This window comes from Streptomyces sp. NPDC018019 (assembly GCF_044327805.1).
Classification (GTDB): domain Bacteria; phylum Actinomycetota; class Actinomycetes; order Streptomycetales; family Streptomycetaceae; genus Streptomyces.
Genome location: NZ_JBIRGD010000019.1, coordinates 83,276 through 108,601, shown reverse-complemented (window position 1 = coordinate 108,601; position 25,326 = coordinate 83,276). Strand labels below are relative to the sequence as shown.

Annotated in this window: 22 protein-coding genes; 12 read left to right on the top strand and 10 right to left on the bottom strand. The window is 71.7% G+C overall.

Annotated features, from left to right (window positions below; all coding sequences use genetic code 11):
* Window positions 1–324 precede the first annotated feature (324 nt).
* The 8 genes from ACH4FX_RS28375 (at window position 325) to ACH4FX_RS28340 (ending at window position 9,309) form a co-directional block, all read left to right on the top strand.
* The gene (locus ACH4FX_RS28375; RefSeq protein ID WP_398483625.1) at window positions 325–1,290 is read left to right on the top strand and encodes a tetratricopeptide repeat protein; all 966 of its coding nucleotides are present in this window, start codon (window positions 325–327) and stop codon (window positions 1,288–1,290) included.
* 614 nt (window positions 1,291–1,904) lie between these two features.
* Entirely contained in the window at window positions 1,905–2,543 is a 639-nt protein-coding gene (locus ACH4FX_RS28370) for a DUF6230 family protein (RefSeq protein WP_398483623.1), read from the top strand.
* 144 nt (window positions 2,544–2,687) lie between these two features.
* Window positions 2,688–3,194 (top strand): DUF6114 domain-containing protein, encoded by a 507-nt coding sequence (locus ACH4FX_RS28365; protein WP_343433700.1) that lies wholly within the window; start codon window positions 2,688–2,690, stop codon window positions 3,192–3,194.
* A complete protein-coding gene (locus ACH4FX_RS28360; RefSeq protein ID WP_398483621.1) occupies window positions 3,184–4,548 on the top strand; it encodes a hypothetical protein in 1,365 nt (454 codons plus the stop codon). The genes ACH4FX_RS28365 and ACH4FX_RS28360 overlap by 11 nt, the downstream gene beginning before the upstream one ends.
* A 168-nt stretch (window positions 4,549–4,716) precedes the next feature.
* A complete protein-coding gene (locus ACH4FX_RS28355) occupies window positions 4,717–5,073 on the top strand; it encodes a hypothetical protein (RefSeq protein ID WP_398483619.1) in 357 nt (118 codons plus the stop codon).
* A gap of 71 nt (window positions 5,074–5,144) precedes the next feature.
* The gene (locus ACH4FX_RS28350; protein WP_398483617.1) at window positions 5,145–6,203 is read left to right on the top strand and encodes a hypothetical protein; all 1,059 of its coding nucleotides are present in this window, start codon (window positions 5,145–5,147) and stop codon (window positions 6,201–6,203) included.
* A gap of 287 nt (window positions 6,204–6,490) precedes the next feature.
* Window positions 6,491–8,761, top strand: a complete 2,271-nt coding sequence (locus ACH4FX_RS28345; protein WP_398483615.1) for a Hint domain-containing protein — start codon at window positions 6,491–6,493, stop codon at window positions 8,759–8,761.
* On the top strand, window positions 8,761–9,309 hold the full coding sequence (locus tag ACH4FX_RS28340) for a hypothetical protein (RefSeq protein WP_398483613.1): 549 nt from the start codon (window positions 8,761–8,763) through the stop codon (window positions 9,307–9,309). Before ACH4FX_RS28345 ends, ACH4FX_RS28340 begins: the two co-directional genes overlap by 1 nt.
* A gap of 82 nt (window positions 9,310–9,391) precedes the next feature.
* Here the strand turns inward: ACH4FX_RS28340 and pyk are convergent, their stop codons facing one another.
* From pyk to pta, 3 genes are all read right to left on the bottom strand, one after another.
* On the bottom strand, window positions 9,392–10,819 hold the full coding sequence (gene pyk / locus ACH4FX_RS28335; protein ID WP_398483612.1) for a pyruvate kinase: 1,428 nt from the start codon (window positions 10,817–10,819) through the stop codon (window positions 9,392–9,394).
* A 117-nt stretch (window positions 10,820–10,936) separates the two neighbouring features.
* Window positions 10,937–12,148, bottom strand: coding sequence for an acetate kinase (locus tag ACH4FX_RS28330; protein ID WP_398483610.1), 1,212 nt, complete (start codon window positions 12,146–12,148; stop codon window positions 10,937–10,939).
* A gap of 45 nt (window positions 12,149–12,193) precedes the next feature.
* The gene (gene pta, locus ACH4FX_RS28325) at window positions 12,194–14,296 is read right to left on the bottom strand and encodes a phosphate acetyltransferase (protein WP_398483608.1); all 2,103 of its coding nucleotides are present in this window, start codon (window positions 14,294–14,296) and stop codon (window positions 12,194–12,196) included.
* A 231-nt stretch (window positions 14,297–14,527) separates the two neighbouring features.
* Here pta and ACH4FX_RS28320 point away from each other — a divergent pair, with 231 nt between their 5' ends.
* From ACH4FX_RS28320 to ACH4FX_RS28305, 4 genes are all read left to right on the top strand, one after another.
* The gene (locus ACH4FX_RS28320; protein WP_398483606.1) at window positions 14,528–15,553 is read left to right on the top strand and encodes an ATP-dependent 6-phosphofructokinase; all 1,026 of its coding nucleotides are present in this window, start codon (window positions 14,528–14,530) and stop codon (window positions 15,551–15,553) included.
* A gap of 174 nt (window positions 15,554–15,727) precedes the next feature.
* Window positions 15,728–16,147: a phage holin family protein gene (locus tag ACH4FX_RS28315; RefSeq protein ID WP_398483604.1), complete on the top strand. Its 420-nt coding sequence runs from the start codon at window positions 15,728–15,730 to the stop codon at window positions 16,145–16,147.
* Window positions 16,144–16,542, top strand: a complete 399-nt coding sequence (locus tag ACH4FX_RS28310) for a DUF3618 domain-containing protein (RefSeq protein WP_398483602.1) — start codon at window positions 16,144–16,146, stop codon at window positions 16,540–16,542. Before ACH4FX_RS28315 ends, ACH4FX_RS28310 begins: the two co-directional genes overlap by 4 nt.
* Complete coding sequence (locus ACH4FX_RS28305) at window positions 16,542–16,802, top strand: DUF4235 domain-containing protein (protein ID WP_398483600.1); 261 nt, start codon at window positions 16,542–16,544, stop codon at window positions 16,800–16,802. Before ACH4FX_RS28310 ends, ACH4FX_RS28305 begins: the two co-directional genes overlap by 1 nt.
* Window positions 16,803–16,879: 77 nt before the next feature.
* Here the strand turns inward: ACH4FX_RS28305 and ACH4FX_RS28300 are convergent, their stop codons facing one another.
* The 7 genes from ACH4FX_RS28300 to ACH4FX_RS28270 all read right to left on the bottom strand — a co-directional run bounded on the left by ACH4FX_RS28300 (window position 16,880) and on the right by ACH4FX_RS28270 (window position 25,144).
* Complete coding sequence (locus ACH4FX_RS28300; RefSeq protein ID WP_398483598.1) at window positions 16,880–17,185, bottom strand: hypothetical protein; 306 nt, start codon at window positions 17,183–17,185, stop codon at window positions 16,880–16,882.
* Window positions 17,186–17,203: 18 nt separating this feature from the next.
* Window positions 17,204–18,862 carry a catalase gene (locus ACH4FX_RS28295; protein ID WP_398483596.1) on the bottom strand — a complete coding sequence of 553 codons (1,659 nt, stop codon included), beginning with the start codon at window positions 18,860–18,862 and terminating at the stop codon, window positions 17,204–17,206.
* Window positions 18,863–18,994: 132 nt separating this feature from the next.
* A complete protein-coding gene (locus ACH4FX_RS28290; protein WP_398483594.1) occupies window positions 18,995–19,990 on the bottom strand; it encodes a YihY/virulence factor BrkB family protein in 996 nt (331 codons plus the stop codon).
* A 147-nt stretch (window positions 19,991–20,137) separates the two neighbouring features.
* Window positions 20,138–22,705: an ABC transporter permease gene (locus ACH4FX_RS28285; RefSeq protein ID WP_398483592.1), complete on the bottom strand. Its 2,568-nt coding sequence runs from the start codon at window positions 22,703–22,705 to the stop codon at window positions 20,138–20,140.
* Window positions 22,706–22,743: 38 nt separating this feature from the next.
* Entirely contained in the window at window positions 22,744–23,526 is a 783-nt protein-coding gene (locus ACH4FX_RS28280) for an ABC transporter ATP-binding protein (RefSeq protein WP_398483590.1), read from the bottom strand.
* A 196-nt stretch (window positions 23,527–23,722) separates the two neighbouring features.
* Window positions 23,723–24,400 carry a disulfide bond formation protein DsbA gene (locus tag ACH4FX_RS28275; protein ID WP_398483589.1) on the bottom strand — a complete coding sequence of 226 codons (678 nt, stop codon included), beginning with the start codon at window positions 24,398–24,400 and terminating at the stop codon, window positions 23,723–23,725.
* A 36-nt stretch (window positions 24,401–24,436) separates the two neighbouring features.
* Complete coding sequence (locus ACH4FX_RS28270; protein ID WP_398483587.1) at window positions 24,437–25,144, bottom strand: helix-turn-helix domain-containing protein; 708 nt, start codon at window positions 25,142–25,144, stop codon at window positions 24,437–24,439.
* Window positions 25,145–25,326 lie beyond the last annotated feature (182 nt).

Sequence of the window (25,326 nt, the reverse complement as noted above, 5' to 3'; positions counted from 1 at the left end):
CGCCCCCGTGAGGCAGATCACGCCGGGCGTTCCCGACAGGTCTTGCCCGGCCGGGGCGCCGGACAGTTACGCTACGGGTCGTAGCGAAAGGGTCCGCCGTCGCGGCGTGCCCCGGATGCGACAGCCACTGGCCACGGGTGGGGACCCGGGGCCGTACGACACCGTCCGCCGGCCCCCCGGGACCGGCGGGAACGCGGCACCACCGTCCTGCGCCGGCACACCGGCGGGCCGCACGGACGCGCCCGGCGCCGCGTGTTTTTCGCGCACCGTGAATTTTCGGCACCGCTTTTCGCACCGGTCCGCGGAAGGGGGGAGGATAGGCCCATGCAGCCACGCAACATGTCCATGAGTGGAGTCGTCGACCTCGCCGCGGTGAAGGCGGCCGGGGAAGCCAAGCAGAAGGCGGAGCAGGCACGCGCCGAAGCCGCCCGTACGGGCAGGCCGGCCGGCGCCGGTGCCCGTCTGGTGTTCGACGTCGACGAGGCGGGGTTCCAGCAGGACATCCTCCAGCGCTCCACCGAGGTGCCGGTCGTCATCGACTTCTGGGCCGAGTGGTGCGAGCCGTGCAAGCAGCTCGGCCCGCTGCTGGAGCGGCTGGCGGGGGAGTACGCCGGCAAGTTCGTGCTGGCCAAGATCGATGTCGACGCCAACCAGGCGCTGTTCCAGCAGTTCGGTGTGCAGGGCATCCCGGCGGTCTTCGCGGTCGTCGCGGGCCAGCCGATCCCGCTGTTCCAGGGCGCGGCCCCGGAGGCGCAGATCCGCCAGGTGCTGGACCAGCTCGTCCAGGCCGCCGAGCAGCAGTTCGGAATCGTGGGCGCGCCGGTGGACCCGGCCGCCGCCGCCGAGGCCGATGAGGCCCCCGCGCCGGCCGGCCCCTACGACGCGCTCCTGGAAGCCGCGAACCAGGCCCTGGACAACGGCGACCTCGCCGGCGCGGTCCAGGCGTACAAGAACGTGCTCGCGGACGACCCGGCCAACCCGGAGGCCAAGCTCGGCCTGGCGCAGGCCGAACTGCTCCGCCGTGTCCAGGACCTGGACCCGCAGGAGGTGCGCAAGGCGGCGGCCGACGCCCCCGGCGACGTGCAGGCGCAGATCAAGGCGGCCGACCTGGACCTGGTCGGCGGCCACGTCGAGGACGCCTTCGGGCGGCTGGTGGACGCCGTCAAGCGCACCGCGGGCGACGACCGCGAGGCCGCGCGCGTACGGCTGCTGGAGCTGTTCGAGGTCATCGGCGCCGACGACCCGCGGGTGATCTCGGCGCGTACGGCACTGGCGCGGGTGCTCTTCTGAGCCTTCGGCGCTCCGTCTCCCGCGTCTCCTGGAGCGCGCGGGTCCCTTCCTCAGCGGCGGCCACGTTTTGCCAAATCTTGGCAAACGTGGCCGCTGTTACTTGGAGTAAGAGCAGCGCGGGTATTTGACGGATTTTGTCCGTGCGTACCCCATGTGGCATCACCGTTAGCGACAACCCTCGGTGCGCGCCCGATTTCGCGCCGTCGCGGGCCGGTTATCTCTCCGTTACTCGCAAGTAACGAACCCCTTGTGCGACGGCCCGCGATGCACCACGATCGGCCACGCTCGGTCCATTTCCCCCGCCCGGCAACCGGTCGGCGTCGCGGGGGCCGTGGGTCCCCACCGAGTGGCCGGCGGCACCGCCACCGGTCCAGGACAGGGGGGTTCCTGCCCACCCGGCAGGGCCTGTCCGACAAGGCCGCGCGCGAGCGTGGCCCGTGGTTGTCGCTCGGGGGTGATCGCCGGTGATTCGAAAACGCGCTACGCCTGTACGCCTTTCGATACGGGCGCTCTCCTTCCCGAGGACGTAGCACTTCTCCCATCCCAGGTACGGCCGCCGTCTCCCCGAGACCCGGACCGCAACCGGAGATGTACGTCCGAGAAGGAGGAAAGTCATGGAGTCCCTGGCTCGTGGCGGGACCAGATGGAAGCGGTTCGCGGTCGTCATGGTCCCGAGCGTCGCGGCGACGGCGGCCATCGGTGTCGCCATCGCGCAGGGTGCGCTGGCGGCGTCGTTCAGCGTCTCCGGTCAGCAGTTCAAGGTCACCGCGTCCGAACTCGACGGTGACGGATTCGTCCAGTACGGCGCCCTCGACAAGGGCAAGAACGGCCAGCACCCGGTCGCCGTGGTGGGCCTGAACTCCGCGAAGATCACCAACCTGTGCCAGTCGGTCGTCGTGCCGGTGCCGGTCTTCGGCGATGTGACGATGCAGCTCAAGGCGGGCGGTGGCGAGGACAAGGTCCTGGCGAAGAAGCTCTACATCGACGCCGACGACCTGCAGACCAACGCGACGTTCACCAACGTGGACATCGGCGTCTCGGTGGACGACACCGGCGCCGATGGCAAGACGCCCGGCCCGGCCAAGCCCGGCGAGGGCGGCAGGGGTGCCTACCTCCCCGGCTCCTTCGCCCAGCAGGCCGAGCATGTCCTGTTCAAGGACGTCAAACAGCGCGCCTGGGCCACCACGGCAGGCACGTTCCAGCTCAGCGGACTGCACATGAGCGTCAGCCGCGGCAAGAACGAGTGCTACTGACGCCTTGAGCGCACGGGTGGGGGTGCGTCGGACGGGCGGAGCGGTCCGCCGTCCGCGCGCCCCGCACCCGTACGCCGGTGACCGCCGCACCACGCACCCCAGCTCACGTACCACCGATTCGCCAGTCCCGAGGAGCTGTACGACATGAGCGCCGACACGCGACCACGGCTGAACGAGAGCATCGGCCGCAAGCGCACTTCGTTCCGGGAGTGGCGAGGACAGCGCCCGTTCTGGGGCGGGGTGCTGACGCTGCTGGCCGGATTCCCGATCATGTACATCCCCTACGCGAACCTCACGATCGGCTCCCTGACCGTCCGGATGGCGACGACCGCGGGCGCCGGCTCGCTGATCATCGGCGTACTCCTGGTCGTGCTCGGCCTGACCATGTGGTTCCAGCCCGCCTCGCGCGTCTTCGCGGGCGTGGCGGCGATCCTGCTGTCCCTGGTCTCCCTGGTGGTCTCCAACTTCGGCGCCTTCATGGTCGGCTTCGTGCTGGGCCTGGTCGGCGGCGCGCTGGGGGTCTCCTGGGCGCCGGGCAAGCCCCCGGCCCCCGAGAACGGCGCCCCGGCGGTCGGCCAGGGTGGCACACCGGACGACCTGTCAGGAGCGACCCCGGTCAACGGGACGAACGGGAGGCACAGTGCCGGGTGACGAACTGCACGAGACGAACGCGGCCGCCGCTGGGGCGAGAACCGGGCCGCGCCACGCGGCCCCGCGCAAGCCGCTGCTGACCCGGCTGCACGTGCCCGCGGGCAAGGCGATCGCCATCGCTGCGATGCCGTCCGCCGTCCTGATGGGCATGGGCCTGACCCCGCAGCTGGCGATGGCCAAGCCGCAGCCGCCGGAAAGCCCCTTCAGGAACGGCCCGTGCGTCAGCGCTCCCGACAAGGGGGAGCAGGACGCGAAGGAGAAGGCGGCGAAGGAGAAGGCCGAGAAGGAGAAGGCCGAGAAGGAGAAGGTCGAGAAGGAGAAAGCGGCCAAGGACAAGGCCGCTGAGGACAAGATGGCCGAGGACGGCAAGTCCGCCAAGCCCGGCAAGGACCAGGCCGCCGGTGGTACGGACACCGCGCCCACCCCGTCCCCCGACGCCTCCTCCCGGACTCCTTCCCCCTCCCCGGACAAGGCCGGAAAGGCCCCCGCGCCCACCCCGTCCCCGTCGGCCTCCTCTTCCTCCTCGGAGCAGAACCCCTGGTACGACCCCCTCGGCGTGGGCAAGAAGCTGCACGACGTCTTCCACCCCGGCCAGGGAAAACCGGCCGGCCCCGGCGCGACGCCGTCCCTGTCACCGTCGGGGAACTCCGGCACCGGCAAACCCGCGGACCAACCCTCCACCAAGCCCACCGGCCCGCTGAAGGACGCCGTCGGCAAGGTGGGCGAAGCGGCCGGGGACGCCACCGGCAAGACCGGAAAGGCCGCGGAGGACGCGGCGAAGGACGCCAAGGACAAGGCGGACGACGCCTCGCCGTCGGCCTCCCCGTCCCCCAGCGGCTACGCCGACCCGGGTGCCCCCGACGCGGACGGCAAGAAGCCGTTCCCCTGCGTCGAGGAGAAGAAGACCGCCGGCACGGACGAGCGGCCCCCGGCCACCGTCCCGAACCAGCCCTGGTACCTGGAGTCCAGCGGGCTCACCCTGCGCGGCCTGGACTACGAGGGCGTCGTCAACCTCACGATGCCCAACGGCCGTACCAAGCAGGCCCTGAAGTTCACCGCCGACAGCATCGACATCGGCGACCTCCACCAGATCGTGGACGGCCCGGCCGGGAAGAAGTACCACGTCCAGGCGGCCGCGGGCTCGACCTCCACGATCCGCGGCGGCAAGGTCACCATGTACACCGAACGCCTCCAGGGCAACCTCTTCGGCCTGATCCCGATCGTCTTCGACCCGGAGCACCCGCCCCCGATCAACGTCCCCTTCGCGTACTTCACCAAGGTCAAGATCACCCAGGCGGGCCAGTTCGGTGGCACCCTGACGATCCCGGGGCTGCATCAGTCGATCACGAGGTGACGACCGCCGCCCGCCCTCCCGTCCCGTTGAGCCTTACGGTCCATGCCCGCCTTTCCGAAGACGGGCATGGACCTTTTGGTGGCGAAGCGGTGGTCGGTGCGGAACAAGTCGAGACGGTCCAGGGCAAGTTGGTCATGTGTCGCAGTGTTTCCGTACCAACCGCCGGACATGAAGGCCCTGGCCCGCTCCGGGCTCAGCGGTACCCCGGACGAGCTGCATGCTGCCGCGGACCCGGAGTACTGGAAGAAAACCCCGCTGGCCACGGCCTACGAAAAGGACCAGGCGTGGTCCGACGGCAAGGTGGCGGAGCTCGACGGCCGGAACCGCGTCTGGGACGAGTCCTTGAACGTCCGGCAGATACCACCGGGTTACACCGTCACGGGTTTCACCTGGACACCCCGTGACCCCTCCATTTTCCAGCAGACCGGCCTCATGGGCTGGATGTCCGATCGGTTCTGGCAGAAAGAATCCGACTTCTACGCTGACCTGACCCCGGCCGCGGGAAGGAGTCCGCCGACGCCGTAACGAAGATCGCCACCAGCCGCTACTCCGAGGACCGCAAGGAGGACTACACGGACTGGAAGGCATGGGAGGGCATGACCTTCATGCACCCCATGTACGCGGATGACGCGCGGATCTTCCTGCAGAACGGCGGTTTCCCCACCTCCGCGCCCGCCGCGGACTCCATGGAATACCGCATCGACGTCGAGAACCTGAAAGCCCGCTTCGCTTCCTGCGTGAGCGCCGATCCGCCCGACCCGCACCAGGTACTCGACGGTGAGCTGGCGACCGCGTCGGCCGAATGGCAGAGCGAACTCGACGGCCAGAAGGCGCAGCGGGACGTCATCCTCGCCGCCGAGGCGAAGGCGTCCTCGGATCTGACTGTGGCGGCACAGGCCATGGCCGAAGCCCTCGGGCAGTCCTTGATCGCCAGTCGGCTGACCGAATGGCAGGCGTACTACCTTGCTGTGAGCCCCGAGAAGGCCGGCCTGGACTACCCCACCAAAGCCGAGTTCGAGACGGTGAAGACCCGCATATCCCAGGCACGGGCCCGCGCCTCGGGACGGCTCTATGCGGCGTCGCGTGCGGCACTGTCGGCGAAGTCGCAGAGCGAGCGGGCCCATGCGGCCCAGCAGGAGGCGTATGCCATCGCCGACCGGGCGGCACAGCCCAGGGGCCGCGGTCTGATGTACGCCCAGCAGGCCGCGCAGGTCGTCAAGGCGTCGGCCGCCGCCACGCAGGCCGCCGCCAAGGCGACGGAGACCGCGGTCCACGCCACCCGGGCGTCGGCCGCGGACAGCAAGACACTCAACGCCCTGGCTGTGACGCAATCCCATGCCACCAAGGCGGAGTTCCGGCGTAAGGCGGCAGAGGAGGCCGCCGCCCAGGCCAAGGAGGCCGCGGAGGGGCAGCCCTCCAGGCCAAAGAAGCTGCCGCGAACGCCACCAAGGCCAAGGAGGCCCAGGCCAAGGCCGAGGCAGCGGAGAAGACGGCCAAGGAAGCCGCGGCCGACGCCAAGGCGAAGCGGGCCACCGCCGAGCGTGAGCGGGATCTGGCCAAGGCGGAGAAGGAGAGGGCCGAGAGAGAGCGGGCCAACGCCGCCTCGGCCGAGGAACGGGCGCAGCAGCAGAGAGCGAAGGCCGCTGATGCCCTGACCGACGCGCGCGCGGCGGGGAACACCGCGAGCCAGAAGAAAGAAGCCGCGCTCGAAGCCGAACGCAAGGCGACCCGGGCGCGGGACGGCGCCCGTACGGCCGAGCGCGACCGCGACGCCCTGTCGGCGCGGGCCAACGCTCTTGAGGCACATGCCGCCGCCGTCGAAGGGACGTCGGCGGCCGGTGAGGCCCGTACGGCGGCCAACGACGCGAGAGCCGCGGCCGACCGGGCGACCACTGCGGCCACCGAGGCCCGGCGCGTGGCGAACGAGGCCACGACCGCGGCGATGAACGCACGCGAGGCCGCGACCCGGGCGGAGGCGGCCGCCTCTCGGTCGCAGGCCGCGGCCGACGGGGCGAAGGCGGACGTCGCCATCACCAACGCGGCGGTGAAGAAGGCCCATGCGGCCGCTGCCGAGGCCATTGCGGCATCCGAGGCGGCGGCACAGAACGCCCGTGCGGCCAAAGCCCATGCCGAGACCGCCACATCCCAGGCCGCCAAGGCACAGGCGAACGCCGTCATGGCCCGCCTGGAAGCCACCGGCGCCGCGGTTTCCGCGGTGCGCACAGCCGGATTCGCCTATGCCACCGCGCAGGCGGCGCAGGCGGCCCGTGACTCCGCCGCACAGGTCATCAAGCCGGCCAACGACGCCATCGAGCTCGGCTCTCCCTACAAGGAGACCGACGCCTCGGCGGGGCTGGCCGTGCTGACCGGGCAGGCCGCGAAGACCGCTGCCGAGCAGCAGCGGGCCGTCGCGAAGGCCAAGGCCGATCAGGCGGCCGCGGCGGCCGCCGAATCCGCGCGACAGGCGGTGGAATCGGCGGACCGGGCCGGTGCGTCCGCCGCGGAGGCAGCCGAGGCGGCGAAGGCGGCCAAGGAGTCCGAGGCCCGCACCGTCGAGTACGACCGGCAGGCCACCGCCGACGCGGAGGCCGCCCAGTCCGCCGCCACCACCGCGGGCGGGTATGCCACAGCGGCGCGGGAGTCGGCGACCGAGGCAGAGAAGGACGCGTCATCGGCGCGAGGAGCGGCGGACGCGGCCGAGGGCGACGCGGCCACGGCCCGCGGCATCGCCGACAAGGCGGACCGCGACGCGGACGCGGCGGAAGCCTCGGCAGCGCGTTCCCGGGAGCTGGCGAAGGAGGCCGAGGACTCGGCCACCCGGGCCGAGCGGGCCGAGGACGCTCAACGCGAGACGGTCCGGATGAGCGACAGTGGCCCCGCGGGCGCGTCGGGCATCGTCTCCTTCACCGAGGGTCTCCAGGACACCATCACGTCCGACGGCGACTGCGAAGGCAGCCACACGGGCTCGGACGTCGGCTGTGAGATCGACGTCACGCACCACATCACCGGCAGAGTGCACTTCATCCTGCTGACCTGCACGCTGCCGAACACCTCCGACGCCGCGTGCATCGGTCACTTCACCGGCGACTACCTGGGCAGCGCGCCGATCGACTTCACCAAGCCCGGCAAGATCCACGTCAACGGCTGGAAGCTGACGGCGGAAGTACTCAAGTCGGTCGCCACCGGCATGGTCCAGGACTACATCGACTGCGCCCATGGCGAGGTGAGCGGCTGCGCCTGGGCGGCGGCGAGTCTGGCCGCGCCGGCCATCATCAAGGCCATCGGCCGCAGCGTGAAGGCGCTGCGCGACGCCATCCGTGCGGGCTCCGGCATCGAGGAAGCGCTCGCGTCCGTCCGGGCCTCCGGTATCAACCCGGCCTCGCTGGCCGCCCTGGAGCGGCTCGCCCGTGCCGCCGCCAACTGCTTCCCGGCCGGCACGCCGGTCGCCGTGGCAGGCGGGACCAAGAAGATCGAAGACCTCCGGGTCGGCGACCGGGTGTGGGCGGCCGATCCGCGCACCGGAAGGAAGCGGCTGCGGCGGATCACCGAGCTGTACCGCCACAGTGCGGACGCGCTGGTGTCCGTCGGTACGGACCACGGCGCTGTGCGGGTCACCCCCGGGCATCCGTTCTGGGTGACGGGCAAGGGCTGGACCCCCGCACGGGACCTGCGGGCGGGCTACCGGCTGCCGCGGCAGGGCGGAGGCGATGCCGAGGTCGGTGCGGTCCGCGTCCTGCGGGGCGTGGTGCCGGTGTTCACCTTCGAGGTCGAGGGCGACCACACCTATTTCGCGGGCGACGCGCAGGTGCTGGTGCACAACTCCTGTCAGTTGTTCAAGAACACGATGCCATGGGCTTTGGAAGCGGAGCTCGCAACCGCCGAGCGGTTCGGTATCACACCGGCCCGGCCCGGTACCGCCCAGTTCGATCGGTACATTGACTACGACGGATCCGCTGAAGTGATCAAATGGGCTGTCCTGGAGGACAATTCCTTGGTGATCATCCCCATGAAAGTGAAGGGCCAAGAGCTTCACCATTCGGTGCTCAGTGGCGGCGCGCCGGTGAGGGCCGCTGGAGAGGCCCAGATCATGGGGAACAAGGAAGTGGGTTACTTCGGTACGAACCTCACCAACCACAGTGGTCATTTCCTGCCCTCGCAGGAGAGCCTGGAAATCGGCAGAGAAGCCTTCGCTGCGGCAGGAGTGCATTTCTGATGACCTATCACTTCACCCACCTGGACATCCTCGACCTGGACGGCCACCTACAGCGCTGGTCCCCGGACGGAGTGCGGACCGCGCAGGGAGATGTCAACCACTGGCTGGGCGCTGTCGGGAAGTTCGCGGACCGGATCATCGAGGCGGCCCCGGAGCTGGACGGGTCGCGGTGGCCCGCCGTGTCGGACGCCTGGCTGCGGCTTCTGGCCGCGGCCGAGAACAGCGTGGGCGGGCAGCGTCTGGAGTGGCGGCGCCGGGACCATAATCTGACGTCTGTGCTGCTGGAAGAGGTCGGGCCGCGGGCGGAGATCCCGTTGCGCGATCCGGCCCGGCTGCTGGACGACGTGCTGGACGCCATGCCGATGGACCGGGCGACGGCCCGGGAGCTGGGGCCGCGGTGGCGGGAACTGCCGCGTGAACAGATCAGCGACCTGCGGCTGATCCGGATGCTCGTCGCTCCGGCCCGGAGGGTGCGCCCCCTGCTCAACGGCCTCCCCCGTGCCCGCGAGCTGGACGCCTGGCTGGAGGTCTGCCCGCTGCTGCCCTGAGGGCGGGGCATCGCAGTACGGCGATGGGCCGCATCCCCAACCGGATGCGGCCCACAGCCGTATTCACGTCGGACGCCGTGCGTCAGGCGCGGTCGCCGCCCAGGTGGTGGACGCGGACCATGTTGGTGGTGCCGGGGACGCCGGGGGGCGAGCCGGCGGTGATGATCATGGTGTCGCCGTCGTTGTAGCGCTGGAGCTTCAGCAGCTCGGCGTCGACCAGGTCGACCATCTCGTCGGTGTGCTCCACGTGCGGGACGACGAAGGTCTCCACGCCCCAGCTCAGCGCGAGCTGGTTGCGGGTGGCCGCGTCGGTGGTGAAGGCCAGGATCGGCTGGGCCGCGCGGTAGCGCGACAGGCGGCGGGCGGTGTCACCGGACTTGGTGAAGGCGACCAGGGCCTTGCCGTTGAGGAAGTCGGCCATCTCGGCCGCCGCGCGGGCCACCGCGCCGCCCTGCGTACGGGGCTTCTTGCCGGGGACCAGCGGCTGCAGGCCCTTGGACAGCAGCTCCTCCTCGGCCGCCTCGACGATCTTCGACATCGTCTTGACGGTCTCGATCGGGTACTGGCCGACCGAGGACTCGGCGGAGAGCATGACCGCGTCGGCACCGTCCAGGATCGCGTTGGCGACGTCGGACGCCTCGGCGCGGGTCGGGCGCGAGTTGGTGATCATCGACTCCATCATCTGGGTCGCCACGATCACCGGCTTGGCGTTCCGCCGGCACATCTCCACCAGGCGCTTCTGCACCATCGGGACCTTTTCGAGGGGGTACTCGACGGCGAGGTCGCCGCGGGCCACCATGACGCCGTCGAAGGCCGCGACGACCTGCTCCATGTTGGCGACCGCCTGCGGCTTCTCCACCTTGGCGATCACCGGTACGCGCCGGCCGACCTCGTCCATCACGCGGTGCACGTCGTTGACGTCCTTGGCGTCCCGGACGAAGGAGAGCGCCACCAGGTCGCAGCCCATGTTGAGCGCGAACTTCAGGTCCTCGATGTCCTTCTCGGACAGCGCCGGGACGTTGACCGCCGCACCGGGCAGGTTGATGCCCTTGTGGTCGGAGATGACGCCGCCCTCGATGACGATGCAGCGCACCCGCGGGCCGTCGACCTCGACCACCTGGAGCGCCACGTTGCCGTCGTTGATCAGGACCGGGTCGCCCTTGGAGACGTCACCGGGCAGGCCCTTGTAGGTCGTGCCGCAGATGGTCTTGTCACCCGGCACGTCCTCGGTGGTGATGACGAACTCGTCACCGCGCACCAGCTCGACGGGGCCGTCGGCGAAGGTCTCCAGGCGGATCTTGGGGCCCTGGAGGTCGGCCAGCACGCCGATGGCGCGGCCGGTCTCCTCGGCGGCCTTGCGGACGCGGTGGTAGCGCTCCTCGTGCTCCGCGTGGGTGCCGTGGCTCATGTTGAATCGGGCCACGTTCATGCCGGCCTCGATCAGCGTCTTCAGCTGGTCGTAGGAGTCGACGGCGGGGCCCAGGGTGCAGACGATTTTGGAACGGCGCATGGGATCGATCCTATCGTTTGTTTCGGAGCGGAATTATTTGGGCTCGGGTGCCCGGAAGCGGGGGAGCGGCCAGGCGCCGGACGGGTGCCGCCGGTGCCTGGCCGCAGCTGCCACGAGTCAGTTGCTGACCAGGGCGTACGTCTGGTTGGCGATCTCCAGCTCCTCGTCGGTGGGGACGACGGCGACCGCGACGCGTGCGTACTCGGGCGATATCAGCCGCGCCTCGTCGGACCGCACAGCGTTCAGGTCGGCGTCCACCGCCAGCCCCAGCTCCTCCAGCCCCTTGACCGCGGCCTCGCGCACCGGGGCGGCGTTCTCGCCGACGCCCGCGGTGAACGCCACCGCGTCCACCCGGCCCAGCACCGCGCTGTAGGCGCCGATGTACTTCTTCAGCCGGTGGATGTAGATGTCGAAGGCGAGCGCGGCCCGCTGGTCGCCCTCGTCGACACGGCGGCGGATCTCGCGCATGTCGTTGTCGCCGCATAGCCCGATCAGACCGCTCTTCTTGTTGAGCAGGACGTCGATCTCGTCCGTGTCCATGCCCGCCACCCGCTTGAGGTGGAAGACCACGGCCGGGTCGATGTCGCCCGAGCGGGTGCCCATGACCAGGCCCTCCAGCGGGGTCAGGCCCATCGAGGTGTCCACGCAGCGCCCGCCGGCCACCGCCGACGCGGAGGCGCCGTTGCCCAGGTGCAGCACGATGACGTTGACGTCCTCGGGCGCCTTGCCGAGCAGCTCGGCGGTCTTGCGCGAGACGTACGCGTGCGAGGTGCCGTGGAAGCCGTACCGGCGGATGCGGTGCGCGTCGGCCGTCTCCACGTCGATGGCGTAGCGCGCCGCGTGCTCCGGCATCGTGGTGTGGAAGGCGGTGTCGAAGACCGCGACCTGCGGCAGGTCGGGCCGCAGCGCCTGGGCGGTCCGGATGCCGGTGATGTTCGCCGGGTTGTGCAGCGGCGCCACCGGCACCAGCCGCTCGATCTCCTTGAGCACCGCGTCGTCGATCACGGTCGGCTCGGTGAACTTCAGGCCGCCGTGCACCACCCGGTGCCCGATCGCGGCCAGCTCCGGCGAGTCCAGGCCGAGCCCGTCCGCGGACAGCTCCTCGGCGACCGCGTTCAGCGCCTCCTCGTGGTCGGCTATCCGGGCCGTGCGCTCCCTCTTGTCGCCGCCGGTGGCCAGCGGGGTGTGCGCCAGGCGCGACGTCTCCTCCCCGATCCGCTCGACCAGGCCCACGGCGAGGCGCGAGCCGTCGCGCATGTCGAGCAGCTGGTACTTCACCGACGAGGAGCCGGAGTTGAGGACGAGGACGCGGGTGGCGTTGGCAGTCATGAAGCAGCTTTCGGTTGGTTGTGGGGGGACGGGCGGGGCGGGGCGTCAGATGCCGGCGGTGGCGGGCGAGCCGCCCGGTGCCGCGCCCTGCGCCTGGATGGCCGTGATGGCCACGGTGTTGACGATGTCCTGGACCAGCGCGCCGCGCGAGAGGTCGTTGACCGGCTTGCGCAGGCCCTGGAGGACCGGGCCGACGGCGACCGCGCCCGCCGAGCGCTGGACGGCCTTGTAGGTGTTGTTGCCGGTGTTCAGGTCGGGGAAGACCAGCACGGTGGCCCGGCCGGCCACCTCGGACTCCGGCAGCTTCGTCTTGGCCACCGCGGCGTCCACCGCCGCGTCGTACTGGATCGGGCCCTCCACCAGCAGGTCGGGACGGCGCTCGCGGACCAGCTCGGTGGCCTTGCGCACCTTGTCGACGTCCGCGCCGGAGCCGGAGGAGCCGGTGGAGTACGACAGCATCGCGATCCGCGGCTCGACGCCGAACTGCGCGGCGGTGGTGGCCGACTGGATGGCGATGTCCGCCAGCTGCTCGGCGTCCGGGTCCGGGTTGACCGCGCAGTCGCCGTAGACCAGGACGCGGTCGGCCAGGCACATGAAGAAGACCGAGGAGACGATCTGCGCGCCCGGCTTGGTCTTGATGATCTCGAAGGCGGGGCGGATGGTCGCCGCGGTGGAGTGCACCGCGCCGGAGACCATGCCGTCGGCCAGGCCCTCCTGCACCATCAGGGTGCCGAAGTACGACACGTCCGCGACCACGTCGTACGCCAGCTCGTAGGTGACGCCCTTGTGGGCGCGCAGCTTGGCGTACAGCTCGGCGAAGCGCTCGCGCAGCGGCGAGGTCTGCGGGTCGGTGATCTGCGCGTCGGCCAGGTCGATGGCGAGGTCGGCGGCGCGCTTGCGGATCGCCTTCTCCTCGCCCAGCAGCGTCAGGTCGCACACGTCGCGGCGCAGCAGTACGTCGGCGGCGCGCAGCACCCGCTCCTCGGTGCCCTCGGGCAGGACGACGCGGCGGCGGCCGGAGCGGGAGCGCTCGATCAGCTCGTGCTCGAACATCATCGGTGTGACGCGGCCGGAGCGGGCGACGGAGATACGGTTCGTCAGCTCCGCGGTGTCCACATGCCGCTCGAACAGGCCGAGCGCGGTCTCCGCCTTGCGCGGCGCCGCGGCGTTCAGTTTGCCCTCGATGGCGAACAGCTCGGCCGCGGTCGGGAAGGAGCCGCCGGCCACCGAGATCACCGGAGTGCCGGGGGCGAGCCGGTTGGCCAGCGCCATGATGTCCGGGCCCGGCCGCTCGTCGAGGGTCAGCAGCACGCCCGCGATCGGCGGGGCGCCGGCGCTGTGCGCGGCGAGCGAGCCGATGACCAGGTCGGCGCGGTCGCCGGGGGTCACGACCAGGCAGCCGGGGGTCAGCGCCTTGAGGAAGGTCGGCAGCATGGCGCCGCCGAAGACGAAGTCCCGGGCGTCGCGGGCCAGCCCCGAGTCGTCGCCGAGCAGCACCTCGGCGCCGAGCGCGTGCACGATCTGGCCGACGGTGGGCGCGGAGAGCGCGCCGTCCTCCGGGAGCGCGTAGCAGGGCACCGGCAGGTGCGCGGCCAGCTGCTCGGCGACGGCCGCGCGCTGCTCCGGCGCCACCCGGTTGACGATCAGCGCGACGACGTCGCAGCCCAGCGAGTGGTAGGCGCGGTAGGCGTTGCGGGCCTCGGCGCGCACCGACTCGGCCTCCTGGCCCTGGCCGCCGACGACCGCCAGCACCGCGGCGCCGAACTCGTTGGCCAGCCGGGCGTTCAGGTTCAGCTCGGCCGGCAGGCTGGTGGCCGCGTAGTCGGAGCCGAGCACCAGGACGTACTCGTGGTCCCTGGCCACCCGGTGGAAGCGCTCGACGAGCCGGGAGACCAGCTCGTCGGTGCCCTGCTCGGCCTGGAGGCGGGCGGCCTCCTCGTAGCCGAGGCCGTAGACGGTCTCGGCGGGCTGGGAGAGCCGGTAGCGCGCCCGCAGCAATTCGAACAGGCGGTCGGGTCCGTCGTGCACCAGCGGGCGGAAGACGCCCACCCGGTCGACATGGCGGGTCAGGAGTTCCATCACTCCCAGCTCGACGACCTGGCGGCCGTCGCCGCGGTCGATCCCGGTCACGTACACGCTGCGCGTCACGCGTGCTCTCCGATCCATCCGTCGCTTCGCAAGGTCAAATTACCCGTTATGGTGAGCTTGCCCCCCTTGACAATACCTGCGGCTGTGGTTAAGCCGCTCTTCCAGTTTTACGCATGTGTCAGCGGGCGACGGCAGCGGTGCCCGGTGCCGTGCGGGCACCGCCTCCCGGCCCGTGAAACAATCGGACCGGCTCACACGAACCAGCAGCGAGCACACAGGAGACACAGCACCATGCGTATCGGAGTCCTCACCGCAGGCGGCGACTGCCCCGGCCTCAACGCAGTGATCCGTTCGGTGGTGCACCGGGCCCTGACGGGCCACGACGACGAGGTCATCGGCTTCGAGGACGGCTTCAAGGGGCTGCTCGACGGGCGCTACCGCAAGCTGGACCTGGACGCGGTCAGCGGCATCCTCGCCCGCGGCGGCACCATCCTGGGCTCCGCCCGCCTGGAGCGCGCCCGGCTGCGCGAGGCGTGCGAGAACGGCAAGGACCTCGCCCGTGAGTACGGCATCGACGTGCTCATCCCGATCGGCGGCGAGGGGACGCTCACCGCGTCGAAGATGCTCGCCGAGGCCGGTCTGCCGATCGTCGGCGTGCCCAAGACCATCGACAACGACATCTCCGCCACCGACCGCACCTTCGGCTTCGACACCGCCGTCGGTGTCGCCACCGAGGCCATCGACCGCCTCAAGACGACCGCCGAGTCCCACCAGCGGGTCATGGTCGTCGAGGTCATGGGCCGGCACGCGGGCTGGATCGCGCTGGAGTCCGGGATGGCCGGCGGCGCCCACGGCATCTGCCTGCCGGAGCGCCCCTTCGACGTGAACGACCTGGTCACGATGGTCGAGGAGCGCTTCGCCCGGGGCAAGAAGTTCGCCGTGGTCTGCGTCGCCGAGGGCGCGCACCCCGCCGAGGGCACGATGGACTACGGCCACGGCGAGATCGACCAGTACGGCCACGAGCGCTTCCAGGGCATCGGCACCGCCCTCGCCCGCGAGCTGGAGCGGCGCCTCGGCAAGGAGGCCCGCCCGGTCATCCTCGGCCACGTCCAGCGCGGCGGTACGCCCACCGCGTACGACCGGGTGCTGGCCACCCGCTTCGGCTGGCACGCCGTCGAGGCCGCCCACCGCGGCGACTTCGGCCAGATGACCGCCCTGCGCGGTACGGACATCGTGATGAGCCCGCTGGCCGACGCGGTCACCGAGCTGAAGACCGTGCCGCTGGACCGGATGCAGGAGGCCGAGTCGGTCTTCTGATCCCGCCCGCCCGCCGAACGGCGCGCGCTCCCCGCCGGGGACGCGCGCCGTTCGCGCTCTCCCGTCCCCGTACCCGGCCGTACGCGGGTTCCCGGCACCCGTACGGGCCAACGTTCCGGTTAACCGGCCCCTGAAGAGGTACCCGGCGCGCACAAGGAAGGAGGCGTGACCGGGATGAGCGATTTCGTGGATCACCGGACGGCCCGGCCGGACGGCAGGCCGGTCAACGAGCTGGTCACCCAGGCGTCGGAGCAGCTGTCCCGCCTGGTGCGCGACGAGATGCGCCTGGCGCAGACGGAACTGGCGCGCAAGGGCAGGCGCTTCGGCGCGGGCGGCGGGCTGCTCGGCGGTGCCGGGACGGTGGCGTTCCTGGCCGCACAGGCGCTGGTGGCGACCGCGATCATCGCGCTGGGGCTGGTGCTGCCGCTGTGGGCCGCGGGTCTCGTGGTCGTCGGAGCTCTGCTGGTGCTGGCGGCGGTCCTCGGGCTGCTCGGCCGGCAGCGGATCCGCCGGGCCACCCCGCCGGTGCCCGAGGAGGCCGTGCGCAGCGTCCGGCAGGACATCGAGACGATCAGGGAGAGGGCCCGGCGATGACCAGTGACTCCGGTGGTGGCGACGGCGCGAGCCCGGCCGAGCTGCGTGCCCGTATCGAGCAGACCCGGCAGGAACTCGGCGACACGGTGGCCGCGCTGGCCGACAAGGCCGATGTGAAGAGCCGCGCGCAGGAGAAGGCGGCGCAGCTCAAGGACCGGACGCGGCACCGGGCCGCGGCGGCAACGGACCGGCTGGCGGCTTCCACCGCCGTCCGCACGGCCGCCGTCGCGGGCGGGGTGCTGCTGGCCGGCGCGCTGGTGCTGCGGCGCCGTGGCCGCGCGCGGATGCGCCCGTACCTGTCGCGTACGAAGCTGCGTACGAAGAAGACCGCTCGCCCGCTCACCACGGCGGGCGCCAAGGCCCGGCGGGCCTGCCGGAGCAAAGGACGCCACTGATGATCAAACTGCTCTACAAGCCCCTGGGGATGATGTTCGGCGCCCTCGGCGGGGTGCTGGCCGGAGTGCTGTTCAAGCGCCTGTGGAAGCTGGCCGGCGGTGAGGAGGACGCGCCGAAGGCCACGGACGAGGAACGCCGCTGGCGGGAGGTGCTGCCGGCCGCCGCGCTCCAGGGCGCGACGCTGGCGGTGGTGAAGGCGGCCGTGGACCGCAGCGGTGCGGTGGCCGTCCGCAAGGCCACCGGCACCTGGCCCGGCTGACCGGTACCGGGACCGGCCGGCCCGTACGGCCGCCCCGGCGCCGCCGTGCCGTACCTCCGCACGGCGGCGCCGGGCCGTCACGGCCGCGGGTTGGTGCGGTGCCGGCGGGGGCGGGCGTCCCCGCCCCGGCACCCGGCCACCGACGCACAGCGCGGGCACACCCGCCGGACCCGGTCCGCGGCCCCGCCCGACTCGGGGAAGATGTCCGGCCATGCGATGTGCGGGAACCGCCCCAGCTGCGAGCGGCTGAGCGAGAGGCCGCACACGGTCTGGTTCAGGCCCTGCTCCCACGCGTGCACCTCGCCCGCGGGGAGCCTGCGCCCGTCCTCGTCGTCCACCCACCGTCCGGACGCCGCGACCGCGTACCGCCTGGGCGCTGCCATACCCGACCGGACCTCCTCTCAGGCGGTGACGACGTGCCGCTCGTCGGGGACGCAGTGGGTCATGGTGAGCCCGGTGACGTCCCGCGGCGGGTTGTCGCCGAGCCGCGCCAGCCGCTTGCGGTCGTCCTCCGTCAGGTCCTGGCTCGCCAGCGGCTCCAGGTGGGCCACGTCCCCGGGTCCGATGCCCAGCCCCTCGCCGACCCGCAGGCCGAGTTCGTTCTCGACGAGCAGGAAGTGCCATACCATCCGCTCCTGGACCGCGCGGTCGGCCTGGGAGAGCGCGGTGGTGAGGTTCGTGACGAGGTCGTCGCGCTCCCAGTCCTCCATGAGCCGGAAGCGCTGCCCGGCCTGGAGGTAGTCGTTGGTGCGCGGGATGCGCTTGCGGGTCAGCCGGCCCCGGATCTCCGGGCCCTGCTCGTCGTGTGTCGGGTACTGCCCCTCGTGCAGGCCCCCGAGGACCGACGGCTCGTAGTTGACCTCCGGGTTCCCGCCGTGCTGATCCTGCTCGTACGCCATCAGGCCGTCGCGCTGGTTGGTGTGCACGGCGGCGTGCTTGGCCCGGTTGACCGGCAGCTGGAGGTAGTTCGGGCCGACCCGGTAGCGCTGGGTGTCGCTGTAGGAGAAGGTCCGGCCGACGAGCATCTTGTCGTCGGAGAAGTCCAGGCCGTCGACGAGGACACCGGTGCCGAAGGAGATCTGCTCGTTCTCGGCGAAGTAGTTGTCCGGCATGCGGTCGAGCACCATCCGGCCGACCGGCTTCGGCGGGAAGTCCTGCTCCGGCCAGGTCTTGGTGTCGTCCAGCGGGTCGAAGTCCAGCTCGGGGTGGTCGTGGTCGTCCATCATCTGGACGAGCAGCTCCCACTCGGGGTGGTCGCCGCGGCCGACCGCCTCGTAGAGGTCCTTGGTCGCGTGGCCCAGCGCGTGGGCCTGTACGGCCGCGGCGTCCGCCTCGGTCATGCTGCGTACGCCCTGCTTGGGCATCCAGTGGTACTTGACCAGGACGGTCTTCCCCTCGGAGTTCACCCATTTGTAGGTGTTGACGCCGAAGCCCTGCATGTGCCGGTAGTCGGCGGGGATGCCGCGCGGGCTGAAGAGGTTGACCAGCATGTGCATCGACTCGGGCGTCTGCGACATGAAGTCGAAGATCCGCCCCGGCTTCTGCTCGTGCGAGACCGGGTCGGGCTTCAGGGCGTGGATGACGTCCGGGAATTTGATCGCGTCCCGGATGAAGAACACCCCCAGGTTGTTGCCGACCAGGTCCCAGTTGCCGTCCTCGGTGTAGAACTTCACCGCGAAGCCGCGCGGGTCGCGGGCCGTCTCGGAGGAGTCCCGCCCGCCGATCACGGTGGAGAACCGCACGGCCACCTCGGTGCGCTTGCCGGCCTCCTGGAACAGCCTGGCCCGGGTGTGGCGGCCGATAGGCTCGTCGCCCCACTTGCCGTAGCTCTCGAACCAGCCATACGCGGTCACGCCGCGCGCGTGCACCACCCGCTCGGGGATGCGCTCCCGGTCGAAGTGGCTGATCTTTTCGAGGAACTGGTAGTTCTCCAGCGTGGCCGGCCCGCGTGCGCCGACCGTCCGCTGGTTCTGGTTGTCGTAGACGGGGTGGCCCTGCCGGTTGGTGAGCACCGGCCGTTCGTCGCCGGGCGCCGGTCCCTGGCTCGCTACGTCTGTCACTGCTCTCGGTTTCCTTCAGCACTCGGAGGCGCTCGGGTCCGCGCCGTGGATGGGGCTCCGGAAGGACAGGGGTACCCGCTGGGGCGGCAGTAGTGCAGACGCTCACCTTTTTGGTGCAGTGGCCGCCCGAGGTCAGTGGTCCGGCGAGGGCTCCGGCCCCGTACGGCGGCGCCTGCGCGGCCGGCGCAGACGGTCCGGCCACGTACGGGTGTCCCGCGGCTCGACGTACGGCTCCTCCCGCGGCGGGTGCCCCTCGGCGATGGCCCGCTGCCGGGCCAGCTCGGCGTCGAACTCCAGCCCCAGCAGGACCGCCAGGTTCGACAGCCACAGCCAGACCAGGAAGACGATGACGCCCGCCAGGGTGCCGTACGTCTTGTTGTACGAGCCGAAGTTGGCCACGTACAGCGCGAAGCCCGCCGAGGCGGCCAGCCACAGCGCGACGGCCAGGAAGCTGCCCGGGGACAGCCACCGCAGACCCGGGCCGCGCACATTGGGTGTGGCCCGGTACAGGAGGGTGATCATCAGCACCACGAGCAGGAGCAGCACGGGCCATTTGGCGACCGACCAGACCGCGAGGCCGGTGTCGCCGATGCCCAGGGCCCGGCCCGCCTGCCGGGCCAGCGTGCCGGTGAAGACCACGATCACCGCGCTGACGGCGAGCAGCACCATCAGGACGACCGTCACGCCCAGCCGCAGCGGCAGCGTCTTCCACGCCGGCCGCCCTTCCGGGAGGTCGTAGACGGCGTTCGCGGCACGGATGAAGGCCGCGATGTAGCTGGAGGCCGACCACAGCGCGCCCAGCAGGCCCACGACGGCCAGCACGCTGCCCGTGCCGGGGCCGTCCTGCAACTGGCGCACCGCGCCGCGCAGGATCTGCTGCGCGGCACCCGGCGTGATCTCCTCCAGGTTCCCGAGGACGGCGTCGGTCGCGGACTTGCCGACCACCCCGAGCATCGCGACGAGCACCAGCAGCGCGGGGAAGAGGGAGAGCACCCCGTAGTACGTGAGGGCCGCGGCACGGTCGTGCAGTTCGTCGTCCACGAACTCCTTGGCCGTACGCCGCAGTACGGCCCACCAGGAGTGGGCGATCACAGCGGTGGGTTTCTCGGATTGCGGTTCGGCTGCCATGCCGGAGCGGGTTGCCCGTCCGGGACGGGCCAACCCTCGCTTCCGGTCCGGGCGGGCCCGGCGTCCGCTCCGCGCCGGAAAGCGTCCGCCCCGTCCCTGGGGGAGGAGGGACGGGGCGGACGGGCGGGAGGAGCGCTCAGGGGCGGGTCACTGGGCGCCGATGGACTCCAGCATGTTCAGCCGGGCGGCGCGGCGGGCCGGCCAGGCGGCTGCGAGGACGCCGACGACCAGGGCGATCGCCAGGAAGATGCCCAGCCGGTCCCACGGCAGGACCATCTCGTACGTCGGCATCGAGCCGGCCGCCATCTTGCCGCCGGCCCAGGCCAGGAAGACGCCCACGCCGATGCCGAGCACCGCGCCGAACAGCGAGATGACGACGGATTCCAGGCGGACCATCTGCTTGATGCCGCTGCGGGCGAGGCCGATGGCGCGCAGCATCCCGATCTCCCGGGTGCGCTCGAAGACCGACATCGCCAGGGTGTTGACCACACCGACCACCGCGATGATCACGGCCATGCCGAGCAGCCCGTAGACCATGTTCAGGACGGTGTCGATCTGCCCGGCGTTCTCCTTGCGCAGGTCGTCCCGGTCCTGGACCTTGAGCAGCGGGCTGTCGCCGAGGGACTTGCGGATCTCCTTCACCAGCCCGGCGTCGGGCCCGTTCGCGGTCTTGATCAGGACCTTCTCGTCCTTGAGGGGCTTGATGTGCGGGTCGACCAGCGCGGTGGCGCCGAACAGATCGCCGATGGCGGCGTTGTCCTCGTAGATGCCGGCGACCTTCAGCCGGGCCTTCTCCTTCTTGTCCGTGCCGGTGAAGAAGCCGACCTCGTGGGTCTCGCCCGTCTTCCAGCCCAGCTTCTCCGCCCGGCTGCGGGAGACCGCGACCCCGCCGTCGCGGACCGCGTCCAGCGAACCGCTGCGGAACGTGAGGTCGGTGACCTTGTCGATGTGCGCGAGGTCGGTACCGGTGAGCTGGCCGTAGCCGCCGTCCGTCTCGAAGGGGGCCGAGCGCATCGGCACCGCCGCGGTCACGCCCGGCAGCTTCGCGGTCCGCTGCGTCAGCTTCGGGTCCAGGCCGCGGAAGTTGGACGTGCTGACCTGGTAGTCGGCGGTCAGGCCCTGGGCGGCCATCTCGTCCGAGGCCCGCTGCCCCGAGACGCCGGCGACCGTCATGCCGGTGATCAGGGTGAGGCCGATCATCAGGGCGGAGGCGGTGGCGGCGGTACGGCGCGGGTTGCGCAGCGCGTTCTCCTTGGCCAGCTTGCCGCTGACCCCGAAGATCCGGGTGGTGACCTTGCCGGCCAGCGCGACCAGCGGGCGGGACAGCAGCGGCGCGAGGATGATGACACCGGTCAGCGTCAGCGCCGAGCCGGCCATGGCCGGCGTGATGTCCTCGGCGTTCTTCAGGGTGGAGACGTAGAGCATCAGCGCGACACCGACGGCGGTGACGATCGCACCGATGACGTTGCGGACGACCAGACTGCGCAGCGCGGGCGGCGCGTCCACGGTGTTCAGCGCCTCGACCGGGGCGATCTTCGCGGCCTTGCGGGACGGCAGCCAGGCGGCCAGCACGGTCACCAGCACACCGACGCCCAGCGCGGACAGCACCGCGTTCGGGCTGATCACCAGCGGGCCGTCGGGGAAGCCCGCGCCGTTGGCGTCGAGCACCGCCCGCATGGTGACCGCGATACCGGTGCCGAGCGCGAAGCCGACGACGGAGGAGACCAGGCCGAGCAGGCCCGCCTCGGCCAGCACCGAGCGCACCACCTGGCGGCGGGAGGCACCGATCGCCCGCATCAGCGCGATCTCACGGCTGCGCTGGGAGATGAGCATGGTGAAGGTGTTGGCGATGATGAAGATGCCGACGAACAGCGCGATGCCGGCGAAGGCCAGCAGCGTCTTGCTCATCGCCTGGTTGCTCTGCTCGACCATCCGGGCCTGCTCGGCCGCCAGTTCACTGCCGCTGGTCGCCGTCGCGTAGTCCTTCGGCAGCAGCTTCTCGACGGCGGCGGTCAGCGCCTTCTCGTCGGTGCCCGGCCGCGCGGCCACCACCAGCTCGTCGTACTGGCCGGGGCGGGTGAAGAGCCGCTGCGTGGTGGCGGTGTCGAACAGCGCGAGGCTGCCGCCCGCGGTGACCTTCGGGTCCTCGGAGTGCACGATGCCGACGAGCTTCTTGTGCAGGGCCGGACCGTCGGTGGCGAAGCGCACCGTGTCGCCGACCTTCAGCCCGCCCTTCTCGGCGGTGCCCTCGTCCAGCGCCAGCTCGCCGGCCGAGACCGGGGCGCGGCCCTGCACGAGCGGGTAGCGGCTGTCCTTGCCGTCCGGGCCCGGCTGGTAGTTGGTGGCCATGTTCTGCCAGTCGTTGCCGATCGGCTGGTTGTCCTTGTCGGCGACGGTGGCGCGGCCGGTGACGTTGGCGTGCACGGCGGCCACGCCCGGCAGCGCGCGGACCTGGTCCGCCAGCTTGTCGTTCAGCCGGGTGCTGCGGCGGCCGTGCTCGTCCTCCTGGGCGGGCGCGTCGGGCGGGGTGGTCGCCTGCACGGAGACGGCCACGTCCTGGAAGCTCTTGGACGAGGCTTTCCTGACGGCCTCGCCGACCGTGTCGCTGAAGACGAGGGTGCCGGAGACGAAGGCGACGCCGAGGAGGACCGCGAGCGCGGTCATCATCAGACGGGCTTTGTGCGCGAGGACGTTGCGCAGGGCGGTTCGGAACATGGTGGTGGTGTCAGTCCTGGGGTGGGGGGCGGCGGGCGTCAGCTCGTGCGGTTCTTGGCGTCGAACAGCCGCATCCGGTCCAGGACGGCGTCGGCGGTCGGCTCGTACAGCTCCTCGACGATGCGGCCGTCGGCGAGGAAGACCACCCGGTCCGCGTGGGCGGCGGCGACCGGGTCGTGGGTGACCATGACGATCGTCTGTTCCATCGCCCGTACGGACTCGCGCAGGAAGCCCAGCACCTCGGCGCCGGAGCGGGAGTCGAGGTTGCCGGTGGGCTCGTCGGCGAAGATGATCTCGGGCCGGGAGGCGAGCGCGCGGGCCACCGCGACGCGCTGCTGCTGGCCGCCGGAGAGCTGGCCGGGCCGGTGCTTGAGCCGCCCGGACAGGCCGACCGTGGTGATGACCCGGTCCAGCCAGGCGCGGTCCGGCTTGCGGCCGGCGATGTCCATGGGGAGCGTGATGTTCTCCAGCGCGGTGAGCGTGGGCAGCAGGTTGAACGCCTGGAAGATGAAGCCGATCTTGTCGCGGCGCAGCCGGGTCAGGTGCTTGTCGTTCAGCCCGGTCAGTTCCGTGTCGCCGATCCGCGCGGAGCCGGAGGATATGGAGTCCAGGCCGGCCATGCAGTGCATGAGGGTGGACTTGCCGGAGCCGGACGGGCCCATGATCGCGGTGAAGCGGGCCCGGCCGAACTCGACGGACACGTTGTCCAGGGCGACCACGCGGGTCTCGCCCTGGCCGTAGACCTTGCTCAGGTCCGTGGCGCGGGCGGCGACGGCCGCGGTGGCTCGGGCGGGGGCGGGGAAGGCGGCCGCATGGGACACGGGGAACTCCTGGAACGGGGACGGTCGGGCCCCGGGGCGGTGGGCCCCGGCGGCACACCGGACTCCGCGGAGCCGGGCGGGGCCCGTGGGGCGGAGGTGTGGTGCTGTCCCATTCTCGAACGCACAGGTCACCCGGATCCTCAGCCCGAAGTCGCGAAAGCCGCACCGGCCGGAAGTCCGACCCGGCCACCCCGTGTCATCCCGTGGACGGACGGCCGTCCGACTTATGGCCGACGGGGCGGACGGCGCCGGACGGCTCGGGGCCGAAGTCCGGTTCCGCGGCGGCCGGGCGGCGCAGCTCGTAGAAGCCCGGCACCGAGGCCATCAGCAGGGCGCCGTCCCACAGCCGCCCGGCCGTCTCGCCGCGCGGGGCGGGGGAGACCACCGGCCCGAAGAAGGCCACCCCGTCCACCGCGACGACCGGTGTGCCGACGTCCTCGCCGACCAGGGCGACGGCGCGCGCGTGCGAGGCCCGGATCGCCGCGTCGTACTCCGTCGTCCACGCCGCCGCGGCCAGTTCACCCGGCAGCCCCACGTCCGCGAGCGCGCGCTCGATCCCGTCCCACTCGCCCCGGTGGTGCAGCCGGACACCGAGGGCGAGGGAGAAACGGTCCAGGGCCTCGGGCCCGTACCGCTGCTCCACCGCGGCACAGGCCCGCACCGGCGCCCACAGGTACGCGCCCCACTCACCGTCCGGGTCCTCCGGGTTGACCTCCCGGCCCTCGTTCAGCACCTGAAGGCTCATCAGGTGCCGGCGCACCCGTACCGGGCGGACCCGCGCCACTTCGCGTATCCACTGCGCGGCGTTCCAGGTGTACGGGCACACGGGGTCGAACCAGAAGTCCGCCGTGGCGCCCTGAGCCGTACCGTCCACCGTGCTGCCTCCCCCGACATCGCGGCCGGGCCGCCGTCACCCTCCGCCGGCCCGCGCCCAGAACGCTTCCAGGATGCCATCGAGGAAGTCCTGCCCGGCCCGGCCCGATTCCACGGCGCTCCCGCTGCCGCCCCAGTTCAACGAGGCGGCCGTCAGACCCTGGTAGTCGCCGTGCAGCCCCTTCAGAGCGGCCTGGAGGCGCGGCCTGGGCAGCGGGACCACTGTGGCGACCGGGCGCACGTACGCCTGCCAGCGCGTGGTCGCGGCACTGCGCAGCAACTCGGCCAGCTTCCCGTTCTGGCCGGTCAGCTCGATCAGCGCGCGGCACGGCAGCTGGAGCGCCTCGGCCAGCCCGGCCGCCTGCCGCTCGTTTCCCGACCACACCCCGGACGCCTCCATGCGCGCGTACGCGACGGGCTCCATCCCGATGCGCAGGGCCAGGTCGTCCGCCGCCACGCCCCGGGCGAGCCGGTGTTCGCGCAGGGTGCGCGGCGTGCCGAGCAGTTCGCCCGGCGCGCACCACAGGGCACCGGCCAGCGCGGTCAGCTCGGGCCCGGAGGGGGACGCCGTGCCACGCTCCCAGGCGGTCACCGTGGCCGGCGCGACGCGGATCCCGTACGCCGCCCAGATCCCGTACGCGACGTGCGCGGGCGTCATACCGAGCGCCTCGCGCAGCCGCCGCGCCGCCGCGGCGTCGAACGGCGGTCCCGGCGGGCCGCCGGCGGGGTGCGTGGTCACCGGCACACGGTAGGGGCGGTGGCGGCGGCGTACCTATGGTGCGGAGGTCCAAGACGTGAAGTCGTAGGAAGCTACGGCCGCGGTCGTGCTCCGGCGCGCCGGGGGTGCCGCGGTGCGAGGACGTGCCGACTCGCACCACCCCCGTTGTGCCCCCCGGCGGTGCCGGCGAGCACGACTCTGCAACGCCG

What these genes read in the sequence shown, in the direction of transcription:
- ACH4FX_RS28375 (WP_398483625.1), top strand. Translation starts at nt 325, where the DNA reads ATGCAGCCACGCAACATGTCCATGAGTGGAGTCGTCGACCTCGCCGCG.
- ACH4FX_RS28370 (WP_398483623.1), top strand. Translation starts at nt 1,905, where the DNA reads ATGGAGTCCCTGGCTCGTGGCGGGACCAGATGGAAGCGGTTCGCGGTC.
- ACH4FX_RS28365 (WP_343433700.1), top strand. Translation starts at nt 2,688, where the DNA reads ATGAGCGCCGACACGCGACCACGGCTGAACGAGAGCATCGGCCGCAAG.
- ACH4FX_RS28355 (WP_398483619.1), top strand. Translation starts at nt 4,717, where the DNA reads ATGAAGGCCCTGGCCCGCTCCGGGCTCAGCGGTACCCCGGACGAGCTG.
- ACH4FX_RS28350 (WP_398483617.1), top strand. Translation starts at nt 5,145, where the DNA reads ATGACCTTCATGCACCCCATGTACGCGGATGACGCGCGGATCTTCCTG.
- ACH4FX_RS28345 (WP_398483615.1), top strand. Translation starts at nt 6,491, where the DNA reads ATGAACGCACGCGAGGCCGCGACCCGGGCGGAGGCGGCCGCCTCTCGG.
- ACH4FX_RS28340 (WP_398483613.1), top strand. Translation starts at nt 8,761, where the DNA reads ATGACCTATCACTTCACCCACCTGGACATCCTCGACCTGGACGGCCAC.
- pyk (WP_398483612.1), bottom strand. Translation starts at nt 10,819, where the DNA reads ATGCGCCGTTCCAAAATCGTCTGCACCCTGGGCCCCGCCGTCGACTCC.
- ACH4FX_RS28330 (WP_398483610.1), bottom strand. Translation starts at nt 12,148, where the DNA reads ATGACTGCCAACGCCACCCGCGTCCTCGTCCTCAACTCCGGCTCCTCG.
- ACH4FX_RS28320 (WP_398483606.1), top strand. Translation starts at nt 14,528, where the DNA reads ATGCGTATCGGAGTCCTCACCGCAGGCGGCGACTGCCCCGGCCTCAAC.
- ACH4FX_RS28315 (WP_398483604.1), top strand. Translation starts at nt 15,728, where the DNA reads ATGAGCGATTTCGTGGATCACCGGACGGCCCGGCCGGACGGCAGGCCG.
- ACH4FX_RS28310 (WP_398483602.1), top strand. Translation starts at nt 16,144, where the DNA reads ATGACCAGTGACTCCGGTGGTGGCGACGGCGCGAGCCCGGCCGAGCTG.
- ACH4FX_RS28305 (WP_398483600.1), top strand. Translation starts at nt 16,542, where the DNA reads ATGATCAAACTGCTCTACAAGCCCCTGGGGATGATGTTCGGCGCCCTC.
- ACH4FX_RS28300 (WP_398483598.1), bottom strand. Translation starts at nt 17,185, where the DNA reads ATGGCAGCGCCCAGGCGGTACGCGGTCGCGGCGTCCGGACGGTGGGTG.
- ACH4FX_RS28290 (WP_398483594.1), bottom strand. Translation starts at nt 19,990, where the DNA reads ATGGCAGCCGAACCGCAATCCGAGAAACCCACCGCTGTGATCGCCCAC.
- ACH4FX_RS28285 (WP_398483592.1), bottom strand. Translation starts at nt 22,705, where the DNA reads ATGTTCCGAACCGCCCTGCGCAACGTCCTCGCGCACAAAGCCCGTCTG.